Genomic DNA, 13596 nt, shown 5'->3' with positions numbered 1-13596 from the left:
AGTCTAATCGGTTTCAGATTTAATATATAATTTTGAAACTGTTGCCAAAAGCATATTTCAGATCCGAAAAACCCCTAAACCTTAATTGCGGATTCTACCAACTTATGAAGTATAACAAAAAGTCTGTTTTTTCAGGCGGCTTTCGAATTACTCCCCTCTCTATTCTAACAATTTCGGGTACGCTCTTCATGGCACTTTCCTGTGGCGAAAAGAAAGACACTTTTCAGCAGAAAGGTGGCGGAGGTCCTACTACGGTCGACGTGATCATCGCGAAATCGGAAAAGGTAAGTGACCAGGTTGAAGTAAATGGCACCATTGTCGCAAACGAATTTGCTGAACTCCGCCCGGAAGTGAGCGGACTACTTACTTTCCTGGATGTACCGGAAGGAAAAACGGTTCAGAAAGGGACCGTAATCGCAAGAATAAACAATGCAGACCTGATGGCGCAGCTTGACAAGATCAAGATCCAGCTTAACCTCGCCGAGACTACCGAAAAAAGATTAAAACAACTGGTTGCGATCAATGGTATCAACCAGGCTGATTATGATCTTGCATTGAACCAGGTCAACAGCTTCAAGGCAGATATGGTTTACACCCAGGCGCTCATTGACAAAACGATCGTAAGAGCGCCATTCACGGGAGTGATCGGTTTGAGGAAGGTCAGCGCCGGTTCCTATGTGTCTCCTACCAGCGTAATAGCAACAATGCAGCAGCTTTCCAATCTCCGCATTGATTTTACAGTACCGGAAACTTACCAGAAATACGTCACCAAAGGCCAGAATGTAGAGGTATTGCTCGATCAGTCTTCCAAGAAAAAGGAAACGGCCAGGGTGATTGCCACGGAACCGCAGGTAAACCAGTCAACACGGAATATCACGGTACGCGCTGTATTGAACGCAGGATCAACAAGTCCAGGCTCATTCGCAAAGGTTTATCTGAAAACAAATTCAAACAAAAGCAGCATACTGATTCCTACGAACAGTATCATACCTGAGGCCCAGGGAAAAAAGGCAATTACCGTGAAGGGTGGTAAAGCCGTATTTGTGACGGTAGAAACCGGCGACCGCCTGGCGGATGTAGTGGAAGTCACCAGCGGATTAAGTGTTGGCGACTCGGTGGTAGTTTCGGGTGTATTGTTCGCCCGTCCCGATGCTCCTGTGAAAGTGAGAAGTGTAAGAAACCTGAAAGTTGCGACGATGTAACGCTTTACATTGACTATCCCCTTGAAACCCACCGTATGAATATTTCGGAACTATCATTAAAGCGGCCGGTACTTGCGGTCGTTATGAACCTGCTCATCATTCTTTTTGGTGTGGTAGGTTACAACTTCCTCTCGCTCCGCGACTATCCCGCCATCGATCCCCCGATCGTGAACGTGCGGACAAGCTACACCGGCGCGAATGCGGACATCATCGAAAGCCAGATCACTGAGCCCCTCGAAAAAAGCATTAATGGTATTCCTGGGATCAAAAGTATCAGCTCTTCCAGCCAGATCGGGTCCAGTAATATCACGGTCGAGTTTAACCTCGAATCCGACCTGGAAGGGGCGGCCAATGACGTGCGTGACAAGGTAAGTCAGGCACAACGCAATTTGCCGCAGGATATTGATGCCCCGCCGGTTGTGAGCAAAGCAGATGCAAACAGCGACTTTATCCTGCTGCTTGCTGTACAAAGCCCGTCAAAGGGACTCCTGGAACTGAGTGAATATGCGGAAAACGTATTGCAGCAAAGTTTGCAGACGATTGACGGAGTAAGTGCGATCAATATTTTCGGTCAAAAACGCTACGCAATGCGCATCTGGCTTGATCCGGATAAAATGAGCGCCTACAATGTTTCATTCAATGACATTTCCAATACTCTCGCCGCCGAAAACGTAGAGCTTCCCGCAGGTAAGATTTACGGTAGCAAAACGGAATTGACCATTCGTACAATGGGCCGGCTTACCAGCGAGAAAGATTTCAATGACCTTGTAATTAAAAATGACAGCGCGGGAATCGTGCGGCTGGGCAATGTAGCGAAAGCCGAGCTCGGACCTGAAAATGAAGAGCAAAGCTGGAAATACAATGGCGTTTATGCGGTTGGTCTGGCGGTTATACCTCAGCCTGGCGCCAACTATGTTCAGATATCGGATGAATTCAATAAGAGGCTGGAAGAAATACAGAAGTCAAACAAATCTGACATTACTTTCAGCGTTCTGATCGACAATACGCGGCTCGTTCGGCAGTCTATTGAAGAGGTAGAGGAAACACTCTTCATCGCATTTGCGCTGGTTGTGATCGTGATCCTGTTCTTCTTCCGGAACTTCCTGGTCGCTGTACGCCCGTTGATCGATATTCCCATTTCGCTCGTAGCGACCTTTTTCGTTATGTACCTGTTCGGATTTTCAATCAACATCCTGACATTGCTCGGGATCGTATTGGCAACGGGTCTTGTGGTTGACGATGGTATCGTAGTCACTGAAAACATTTTCCGAAAGCTTGAAAGCGGACTCCCGATCCGGCAGGCGGCATTGGAAGGAAGCCGGGAAATTTTCTTTGCCGTTATTTCAACTTCGCTGACGCTCGCAGTGGTGTTCCTCCCGGTAATCTTCCTTGAAGGCTTCGTGGGTAGCCTCTTCCGCGAGTTTGGTATTGTAGTAGCATCCGCAGTATTGATTTCTGCATTTGTTTCACTGACAATTACACCGGTACTTAACGTATTCCTTAACAGAAAGAACTCGGGCCACGGTTGGTTTTACAACAAAACCGAGCCGTTTTTTGAAGGAATGGAAAATGGCTATAACCGCAGCCTTACCGGTTTCATGAAAGCACGCTGGCTATCCTGGGTACTCGTGGCAGTCTGCGGCGTACTGATCTGGTTTAGCTACTCCAATCTGCAAAGTGAACTTGCGCCCATGGAAGACAGGAATAGTATCCGTTTCAATCTCTCCGCGCCGGAAGGTACCAGCTTTGATCAAATGCAGCAGATTTCTGACGATCTCGGAAACTTCCTGAACGATTCGATCCCTGAAAAGGCATTTACATTCTCTGCTACACCAGGTTTTGGTGGCGGTGGTGTTAACAGCGCTACAGGCCGTATCGGTCTGGTACCGGCAGGAGAGCGTAAAAAGAGCCAGAATGACATTGCGCAGGAAATCAACAAAAAGCTCTCCCGATTCAATGACGCGCGCATTTTCGCCACGCAGGAACAAACGATTTCTGTTGGTATCGGATCAAGAGGATCGCTGCCTGTCCAGTTTGTACTTCAGAATCTGGATTTTGAAAAGCTATATGATATTCTGCCCAAGTTCCTCGACGAAGCGCGGCAGGACCCGACATTCCAGAATGTGGACGTTAACCTGAAATTCAATAAACCCGAAGTAAGGCTAACGATTGACCGACTCAAAGCACGCGATCTCGGACTTTCCACTACTGACGTTGCGGCTACCATTCAATCTGCATTCAGCGGTCGCCGGCTCGCCTACTTTATCATGAACGGGCAGCAATACCAGGTAATTGGCCAGGTTGAAAAGTCGGAAAGGAACAGACCGGCTGACATTGAAAAACTGTATGTAAGAAACAACAGGGGTGAGAATATTCCATTGACTGCGGTAGTCAAAATGCAGGAGGAAAGCGGCCCGCCGACGATCTACCACTATAACCGGTACAAAAGCGCCACGATTTCTGCTTCTCTGGTGGAAGGGAAAACGATTGGTGACGGCGTGGAAGCAATGCGCCGGATTGGCAATAAGCTGCTGGACGAATCTTTCCAGACGTCACTCACCGGACCTTCGCGCGACTTTGAAGAAAGTTCTTCCAATACCAGCTTTGCATTCGGGCTGGCGCTGCTGCTGGTGTACCTGGTTTTGGCCGGGCAGTTTGAAAGCTTCACAGATCCGTTTATTATCATGATCACCGTGCCGCTTGCATTGGCAGGTGCATTGCTGAGTCTCTACCTGTTTGGGTTAACAATCAACATTTTCTCCCAAATCGGAATGATCATGCTGATCGGTCTGGTAACCAAAAATGGTATCCTGATCGTTGAGTTTGCAAACCAGAAACGGGAACAGGGAATGGACAGAATGTCAGCGGCGATTGAGTCTGCCACACAGCGTTTGCGGCCCATCCTGATGACCAGCCTTGCAACTGCCTTTGGTGCATTGCCGATTGCATTAAGTCTGGGCGCCGCGGCAACAAGCCGGGTCCCGCTTGGAGTCGTGATTGTGGGTGGATTGATGTTCTCCCTGATCCTTACATTGTTCGTTATTCCGGCGATTTACACGTTTATATCACCTAAAAAACATAAAAAGACAGAAGAAGAGAAAATGGCAGAAGAGCTGTCCGTAAGCACCCATTGATTTTCCTGTTTGTTTTAATCCAATATTGTTTTTGCATGAACCCGCTCGCGATCTTTAATCTTAAAAACTACCTGTTCGTTTCTCTATTGTTTTGCGGAAGCAATGCATTCTGTTTTCAGGCAACCGACAGTTTGTCCCTGACTCTGGATGAAGCGATTGCCACAGCTTTAAAGAACAGTTACGAGATAGAAATCGCAAAGAACAATGTGGAAGTAAACACGGTACTTAACCACTACGGAGTGGCTGGCGGCTTGCCGCTTGTGGCCGCCAATGCGTCTAACACTGAGCAAATCACAGAGGTAAATCAAAAGCTTAACAACGGTACCGAGATCAACAGAAGTGCGGCAGCGGGAAACAATACCCAGGCCAACGTTTCAGCTAGTATTATCCTGTATAATGGAAAAAGGATTGTTTCCACGAAAAAGCGACTCGCTGAACTGCAATATCAGAGCAGCGAGCTGCTTAATTCGCAGATCCAGAATACGATCGCGCTGGTTATGACGAGCTATTATGATGTGGTCCGCCAGCTGAGTTACCTTAATACAGTGCGCACTTCGATCCAGGCTTCGGAAAAAAGGCTTGAAATTTTGAAGGTGCGGAAAGAAGCGGGAATGGCGAACAATGCAGACCTGTTCCAGGCGCAAATCGATCTTAATACCTTGAACCAGACTTTCCTGGACCAGCTGATGGTAGCCCAGGTAGCAAAGGCCGAGCTGCTCCGCATATTGACTCTGGACCCAAAATCATCGCTTACACTCAGGGATACGATCACTGTTGATACCAACCTCAAACTGGATGACATAGCCGGCCGGATTACAGCCAATGCAGATGTGAAAGCGGCCGATCACCAGATCAGGATCAATGAACTCATTGTGAGGGAAACAGCGGCTTTGCGCTACCCTACCGTACGTTTAAACACAGCTTACAACTATTCCCGTAACCAGACCGCGGCCGGGTTTACATTGCTTAACCGTAGCCTCGGACCGCAAGCCGGTCTAACGCTGAGCATACCGATTTACAATGGATCTGCATTTAAAAGGCAGCAACAGGCAGCAGAAATCAATACATCAAGTGCGAAAATTCAGCGGAATTCGATCGTGCGCGACTATAATGCAGGCGCTGTGAAAATGTACCAGACTTACGTAAGTTCACTTCAACAGCTGCAAACACAAAAGCAGAATTACGATTTGAGCCGACAGTTGCTCGATCTTACATTACAGCGTTTTGAGCTGATACAGGCTACGATCATCGATGTACGCGAGGCGCAAAGAAGCTTTGAAGATGCAGGTTATCGACTTATCAATCTCAACTACGCTGCAAAAGCAGCTGAGATTGAGCTCAAAAGATTGAGCAACACGCTGCAGTAACTTCCCCGAATACGATTTCAGAACTAATTTACGCCAGCCTCCCCGGCTGGTGACAGGATAGTAATATCCTCTGGAACAGCTTTTTATCAAATACTTTTAGCCGAGATTAAAATTCGGTTAAACCTCCACCGGCTTTTGCCATCTAAAACATTCATCTCTTTCAACGTATTGCTTCGGCTATCCCGCTGCTGCATTAAAAATCCCGTTATGCAAAAATCATTGCGCTTGTTTTTGTTGCTGACTACGCTCTCAACCCCGCTGCTCGCGCAGGAAGAGCCAGCCGCCTTCGCAATTACGGGCATGCTGCTCGATGCCGACAAAAAGCCGGTACCTTTTGCTAACGTGGCGCTTTACGGGACGAAGGATTCTACGCTGATCGGCGGCAGTACTTCGGATGAGAACGGTACCTTCTCGGTCTCAGCTGATCCGGGGAATTATTTCATCAAAATCACTTTCCTTGCATTACGTGAGAAGGTCGTTCCAAATATTAATGTCGTTTCTTCCAATGTAAATGTCGGCTCGATCGCGATGGTATCGGATGCGAAGGAGCTGGAAGAGCTCGTGGTGCGGGGAGAGAAAAGTCAAATGGACCTGCAACTCGATAAAAGGGTTTTTAATGTAGGTAAAGACCTCAGCAATATCGGCAGCAATGCATCCGACATTCTGAACAATATGCCCTCGGTGACGGTGGACGTGGAAGGCAATGTCGCACTTCGCGGCAGCCAGAATGTGAGGATACTCATCGATGGCAAGCAATCGGGAATGGTGGGACTTAATCCTGCGGAAGCATTGCGGCAAATACCGGGAGACCTGATCGAGAGCATTGAAATCATCACCAACCCTTCTTCCCGGTACGATGCGGAAGGGGAAGTAGGTATCCTGAATATTGTGATGAAGAAAAATATCCGGTATGGTCTCAATGGATCATTTACCGGAACGGCGGGATACCCCTCCAATTTTGGCGGATCTTTCAACCTGAACTACCGTCGCAAAAAGGTCAATTTTATTGCCAATTACGGATTAATGTACCGCGAAGGTCCGGGACGCGGAAACTCCCGGCAGACCTACACCGGCGCGGATACCAGCTTTGTATATGAGTCGAATACAACCCGCACCCGCTCTGGTTATTCCAATAATGTAATGGTAGGTCTTGATTACTTCATCAACAATTCCAATACGCTGACTGGTACCGTTTCCTATCGTAATTCCCAAAATGATAATAAATCCAGGCTTCAATACCGCGATTTTGATTTTAATAATGTGCTGACGCGAACTGTAATCAGGGATGAACACGAAACGGAACCCAGGCAAAATTTGGAAGCCGCATTGAGCTATAAAAAGACTTTCGACAGAAAAGGACAAAGCCTTTCATTTGACGCCAAGTATATCCTGAGTGATGAGACCGAAGCGGCGAAATACAATGAGTTTGCCAGTAATAATGCATCACGGATCGTACAGCGTGCATTCAATACCGAAGACGAGAAGAATTTCCTGGCACAACTCGACTACATTCACCCATTTGCCAAAGACGGCAAAATTGAAGCCGGATTGAAAACCTCGGTCAGGCAGCTGGATAATGACTTCTCGGTACATCAACAGAATGAGGCGATGAACTGGATCATTTTGCCTGACTTCGACAACCGTTTAGCTTACGATGAGAAGATCCATGCGGGTTATGTAATGGCGAGCAACCAGTTCGGGAGGGTGTTCGTACAAGCAGGATTGCGGGGAGAGTACACCGACATCCTGACTGAGCTCAAAAAAACTGCACTGACCAACCAGAGGAGGTATTTTAATCTTTTCCCAAGTTTGCACCTGTCGTACAAGCTGCAGGAAGCACAAACCTTGCAGCTCAGCTATAGTTACCGGCTAAGCCGGCCGGGTTTCCGGGATTTGCTCCCATTCTCCAATTTCAGCGACTCGCGCGTATTCAGGGCTGGAAATCCTTTGCTGAATCCTGAATTTACGCATTCATTTGAAGCTGGTCATTTGTTGAATATGGAAAAAGGCTCGTTGCTATCGAGCGTTTACTACCGCCACAGGCTGGGTGTTGTTGAGAACATTACCTCGGTAGACTCGACAGGTTTTACAACCATCACCCCGATCAACCTTTCCACGGGCGACTCCTACGGTTTTGAATTTAACCTTACCTACGATCCTGCTCCGTGGTGGAAGCTGACTGCCAATGCCAATATTTTCCGCGCCATGAACCAGGGTTATTACAATGACAAACTTTATGAAAGTGATACATACTCATGGACCAGCCGCGTTTCTTCGCGCGTGACGCTCTTTAAGTCGGTTGATTTTCAGGCTTCCGCCAATTATCGCGCGCCTAGAAAGACCACGCAGGGAAAAGATCTTTCGGTTTATTTCATTGATCTCGGATTGTCCAAAGATATCCTTAAAGGTCGCGGTACCATTACTGCGAGTGTGCGCGATTTATTCAATACCAACAAGCGTAGAAGCATTGTAGAAAATGCCGGTTACTATTCACGAAATGAATTCCAATGGAGGCCGCGCCAGTTTTTGGTGACACTGTCGTACAGGCTCAACCGCTCCAAAGAAAGGCAGAGTATGGAAGGTAAAGGAGAAGGCGGCGGGGATGAAGACTGATAGTGTGCCGAAAACATTACCTTTGTACCTCACAATTGACGATCAATAATGCTTTTTATAGGAAAATACAATCACCTGACCATTGAAAGAGTAACAAGTGTAGGCATGTTCCTGAGTGACGTGGAAGGGGAGGAAGTGCTTTTGCCCAACCAGTACATTACAGATGAAATGCAGGTTGGCGATACGATCCGCGTGTTTGTCTACCTTGACTCAGAAGACAGGCCGGTTGCTACCACCCAAACTCCAAAGATCATCCGCAACGAGTTTGCGTACCTGGAAGTAAAGGATGTTTCCGAGTACGGCGCTTTTCTGGATTGGGGTTTGATCAAAGACCTGTTTGTTCCTTTTCGGGAGCAAACCAAACCAATGGAAATCGGCGAGTCGCACGTGGTGTTTTTATACCTGGATCAGAAAAGTGCGAGATTACTGGCTTCTACGAAAGTCGATAAATTCCTTGATAACGAGCGCCTGACAATTAAAGAAGGCGACGAAGTGGATTTGTTGATTTTCCAAAAAACAGACCTGGGCTACAATGCGATTGTCAATCAATATCACAAAGGTTTGATCTACGCCAATGAAGTTTTCCGCGACTTGCAGGTTGGAGACAGTCTGAAAGGCTATGTTAAGAAGATCCGTGAAGAGAACAAGTTGGATATCAGTCTGCAAAAGAGCGTTACCGAGATCATTGAGCCTACCGGCAAACTGATTTTTGACATCGTTAAGAAAGAAGGCGGCTTCCTCAATTTATCTGACAACAGCTCGCCCGAGGAAATCTATAAACGCTTGCAGATCAGCAAAAAGGTCTTTAAAAAAGCAATCGGCGGTCTCTACAGACAAGGCCTGATCAAGATCGCCGATGATGGTATTTATATGATTAGTGTTGATTGATCCAGTAAAGTACGGAAGGACCTACTTCTTTCCGTACTTCGTTTTATACTTCTCGTAAAGCCGCTTTTGTTTGTCATCCAGGTTTACTTTCCCGCCTTTTACAAACACCATTCCCACAACATTACCGCGCATATCCAGGATATCGCCCTCGGAAACGATCAGGGATGCGTGTTTGCCTTTTTCAAGCGTACCTACTTCCCGTTCTGCACCGATAATCTCGGCTGCGTTCTTGGTGACAAATTGAAGTGCTTCCTCTGGTGTTACATTACCAAAGCCGGAAGAAGTACCTGCCAGAAAAGCCAGATTCCTGGTTCTCCACCATTCATCCGCATACGTGATCGCCACTTTCACGCCGGCTTTATGGAGCAAACCGGGCAGCTCGTAAGGCATATATACATTCTCATCAACGCGGCCGGGAAGTCTGTGAGTTGGATTTAACACCACAGACACCTGGTTCTCTTTCAGGAAAGCAGCCACTTTATAGGCTTCATCTCCACCCACTATCACCACTCTTTTTATATCAAATTCCTTTGCCAGCTTCACTGCTTCGATGATATCTTTTGCATACTCCGCCCGAATGTACAAATTGGCGGTACCAGCCAGAACAGGCTTCAATGCAGCCATTCTCAGATTTACAGAAGCAGGTTCGGCCACCGCATTGTATCCTTTCGCCTCCGAAAAAGTAGCTCGGATTAGGTCAATTACCTCCTGGCGTTTGTCATTTCTTTTAGTAGAAACGGAAAAATCGTCATAGTTGAAGCTGCTTGCCAGGAAAGGCGGCCAGCTTACCCAGATACCATCGTCTTTCTTCAAAACAGCATCTTCCCAGTTCCATCCATCGCTATAAAAAACTGAGGAAGATCCGGATATAACGCCGCCCTGCGGTACCGCCTGCGAAACGAGGATTCCATTCCCACGCAGCGTAGGGATTACCTCTGAGTCCGTATTATAAGCGACCAGCGCACGCACATGCGGGTTAATCTCTCCAACTTCGGCGAAATCCAGGGTAGCGCGCACAGTTGCAATTTCCTGCAAACCGACCGTAGTGTTCAGCGAAATAACGCCCGGGAAAATGTGTTTGCCTTTTACCTCGACCGTTTCAGCACCTGCTGCTGCCGGATTGGAACCTGCGGCACCTACGTAAGTGATAATACCCTTATCGAATGCGATCACTCCGTTTTGGATCACCTGTCCATTTCCCACATGGATCGTTGCACCGGTGAGTACCATTGGTTTCGATTGGGGCAATGCGGGCGCAGGGTTTTGGGAAAATGCGGGTGAAATTGCTGCCAGCGTGATCAGTGTATTGATTGTTCCTGCTATTATTTTTTGTATCATGATTTCGATGATTTACGGAGTAATTACCTGGTTCCTTCGTGCTCTGTGTGCACACCTACTATGTCTTCACAATGCCACATTTTAGGCTGCGTGGCCTGAGGCTTCTGCGTAGGTTTTCCTTCCGATTTATCACTCAGCATCTTTTGAATCAGCTTTTCTCTTTCGAGCTGCATGGATTTTTGCTTTTCTTCATCCTTTTTACGGTCAAAATACACCGTTCCCTCGACCATGGTAAACTCAGGACGCGCGTAAACTGACAGCGGGTGTGCATTCCAGAGCACCAGGTCAGCATCCTTACCAGCTTTGATACTGCCCATTCGATTGTCAACGTGCAGCAATTTGGCAGGATTAAGTGTTACCATTTTCCATGCTTCTTCTTCCGGAACTCCACCATATTCTACCGTCTTGGCTGCTTCCTGATTGAGGCGGCGCGCCATTTCCGCATCATCGGAATTAATAGCTACGGTAACACCCTCGTGGTACATTAAAGCCGCATTGTAGGGAATTGCCTCTTTCACCTCCATTTTGTACGCCCACCAGTCGGCAAAAGTTGAACCACCGATTCCACGCTTCGCCATTCCGTCGGCCAGCTTGTAACCTTCCAGGATGTGGGTGAATGTATTGATCCGGAATTTCAGGGAATCCGCTACATGCATAAGCATATTGATCTCCGATTGCACATAAGAGTGACAGGTGATAAAGCGCTGGTTGTCCAGAATTTCGGCCAAAGCATCCAGCTCAATATCCCTTCTGGGCGCATTGGCAGCTACTTTCTTGGAGGTACCGTTGAAAGATTTCCAGCTCTTCGCATATTCCTTAGCGCGTAAAAAGTGATCAAAATACACCTGTTCTACGCCCATTCTGGTTTGAGGAAAACGAACGCGCGCCACGTCGCCCCAGTTAGACTGTTTCACGTTCTCACCCAATGCAAACTTGATCGTTTTCACATCCGGCACCAACATTTCCGACTGGGTTGCTCCCCATTTTAACTTGATCATCGCACTCTGTCCGCCAATGGAATTCGCAGAACCGTGAAGTAGATGAGAGGCGGTTACGCCACCTGCCAGCTGGCGATAAATATTGATATCATCCGGATTGATCACATCGCTCATTCTTACCTCTGCCGAGCTGGTTTGTCCGCCCTCATTGATCGTGAACAATGCGATATGGGAGTGCTCATCGATAATGCCGCTCGTCAAATGCTTGCCCGTACCATCAATGGTCTTTGCTCCAGAAGGCGCATTCAGCGATTTCCCAACCTTTGTAATTTTTCCATTCTGCACAACTACATCCGAATTTTGCAGGATACCTTCTTTCTCATTGGTCCATACCGTCGCATTCCTGATCAGTACCGTCTCCGATTTCGGCAATTCTTCATTGCCAAAACCTACAAACGGATATACGACTGGGCCGGTCTCCTTTATTTTCGCTACAGCTGTGTCAGCAGCTGCAACCTGCTGGAATTTCTCGGTAAGTGTCGCAGACCAGGGTACAACGGAGCCGGAAGGCAGTACACCTTCTCCTGATAAACCGGTACCGTTGCGCCAGCCAGTGAGCCGGGTTGTACCAGGAACCTTCTTATCGGCCTGGTAAGTCAGCGTCAGCAATTCATTGGATAATACAGCTTTAGGCGTGATTTTCACGGAATCCTGAACGACTACTTTATACTCCGGCTTATCGGCCGAGCCGCTGATCTGCAATTTTCCACCAGGCTGATTATTGATCGATAAGGAATAGGTACCGCGGATATCAGGCGCATTGATGGGCGAAATGATGAATTTCTTCCCTTGTACCCAGTTTTCATAAATCACATTATCCTTGTTAAACAAGTCCCCCGAGGTGATGATGAAATTGGCAAGCATACCGGGTTTGAGGCTCCCTATCTGGTTTTCAGCTTTGATAAGGGCAGCAGGCAAAGTAGTCAATGCTTCCAGCGCCTTCTCTTTGGTCAACCCGTATTCAATGGCAGTTTTAATGTTTTTAAGAAAATCGGCTTTATTCTTCAACCCTGCCGAAGTAAATGCAAACGGTATTCCGGCTTTCGCCACCTCCGCAGGGTTCTTTGGCGCCATTTCCCAATGTTTCAGTTGTGACATGCTGATCACATCTGCATCCCAGGGATCAGCTACGTCGTAGGCTTCGGGAAACTGAACCGGCAAAATGAGCGTCGCCTTCGTGGCTTTAATCTCGCTAATGCGCTGGTATTCATCGCCGCCGCCTTTGATAATATATTGAACCCCGAATTCGTCCCCTACCTTGTCTGCACGGAGCACACTGTATTTATCTCCTGTTTCAAAAAACGAAGGCAGGTTCTTGATCTCGTTAAAAGCTTCAAGCGACAGGTTCGCTTCTTTTGCTTTCGGAGTACGTGCGTACCATTCTGCATCGTAGTAATTTTGTCTCAAAAGCGCCACCACGCCCATTGTGGATGAAGGGTAGGTCTGCGAAGAAGTACCTTTACTGAATGAAAAATGGGCCGATGCTTTCCGGTTCAGGAGCGCTTTGTTGGCAGGCTCGTCAGTCAATGTAACTACTGCTCCATTACCCCGGACAATACCATCATGCGGGTGAACCAGTACGGTACCAAAGCCGATTTTGCGCAGATCAGCCGCTTTCTTAGCATCGGGTGTAAAGATAAGGCTCGCGTCATTTTCAGACTGGATTGCCTGATTCCAGCCAAAAGCACCTTTTTTATTGGATTCCAGTTGCGGCGTTTGTCTTCCGCCTGCTGGCCGCTCCCGTCTTACTTCCGGCATTCCGTAGTCCGAGTCGAGATCGATCAATGAAGGATAGATGTATTTACCTTTCAAATCAATGGTAACAGCCCCTGCGGGTAATTTCACCTGCTTGCCCGCCTGGATTACCGTGCCGTTTTCGATCAGCAGTGTACCATTTTCAATGGTGGTTTTAGGATCAACTACAATAGTCGCATTGGTAAATGCAAAGCGGCCGGGTCGCTCATCGTAGGCGCCGTTCTGCGGGAATGTTTCTTGTGCTTGACAATAAAAGCTGACAATCAGCCCTGCCAGTAAGGTTGATAATGGTTTAAACATA

At 47.6% G+C, this 13596-nt stretch carries 7 protein-coding genes; 5 read left to right on the top strand and 2 right to left on the bottom strand.

Annotation, left to right across the window (positions count from 1 at the left end; all coding sequences use genetic code 11):
• Nucleotides 1–104 precede the first annotated feature (104 nt).
• The 5 genes from ASG33_RS06750 to ASG33_RS06730 all read left to right on the top strand — a co-directional run bounded on the left by ASG33_RS06750 (nt 105) and on the right by ASG33_RS06730 (nt 9204).
• Entirely contained in the window at nt 105–1202 is a 1098-nt protein-coding gene (locus ASG33_RS06750) for an efflux RND transporter periplasmic adaptor subunit (RefSeq protein WP_056281629.1), read from the top strand.
• 35 nt (nt 1203–1237) lie between these two features.
• Nucleotides 1238–4336, top strand: a complete 3099-nt coding sequence (locus ASG33_RS06745) for an efflux RND transporter permease subunit (RefSeq protein WP_056281627.1) — start codon at nt 1238–1240, stop codon at nt 4334–4336.
• Nucleotides 4337–4371: 35 nt separating this feature from the next.
• Entirely contained in the window at nt 4372–5703 is a 1332-nt protein-coding gene (locus ASG33_RS06740; RefSeq protein WP_082489091.1) for a TolC family protein, read from the top strand.
• A gap of 207 nt (nt 5704–5910) precedes the next feature.
• A complete protein-coding gene (locus tag ASG33_RS06735; RefSeq protein WP_056281624.1) occupies nt 5911–8316 on the top strand; it encodes an outer membrane beta-barrel family protein in 2406 nt (801 codons plus the stop codon).
• A gap of 48 nt (nt 8317–8364) precedes the next feature.
• Nucleotides 8365–9204: a S1 RNA-binding domain-containing protein gene (locus ASG33_RS06730; RefSeq protein WP_056281621.1), complete on the top strand. Its 840-nt coding sequence runs from the start codon at nt 8365–8367 to the stop codon at nt 9202–9204.
• A gap of 21 nt (nt 9205–9225) precedes the next feature.
• Here ASG33_RS06730 and ASG33_RS06725 read toward each other — a convergent pair whose 3' ends face one another.
• Together ASG33_RS06725 and ASG33_RS06720 are read right to left on the bottom strand one after the other, a co-directional pair.
• Nucleotides 9226–10542, bottom strand: coding sequence for an amidohydrolase family protein (locus tag ASG33_RS06725; RefSeq protein ID WP_056281618.1), 1317 nt, complete (start codon nt 10540–10542; stop codon nt 9226–9228).
• Between the two features lie 23 nt (nt 10543–10565).
• Nucleotides 10566–13595, bottom strand: coding sequence for an amidohydrolase family protein (locus ASG33_RS06720; protein ID WP_056281616.1), 3030 nt, complete (start codon nt 13593–13595; stop codon nt 10566–10568).
• Nucleotide 13596: the final 1 nt, after the last annotated feature.

This window comes from Dyadobacter sp. Leaf189, assembly GCF_001424405.1.
Lineage (GTDB): Bacteria > Bacteroidota > Bacteroidia > Cytophagales > Spirosomataceae > Dyadobacter.
This window is presented reverse-complemented; position numbering and strand designations above follow the sequence as displayed.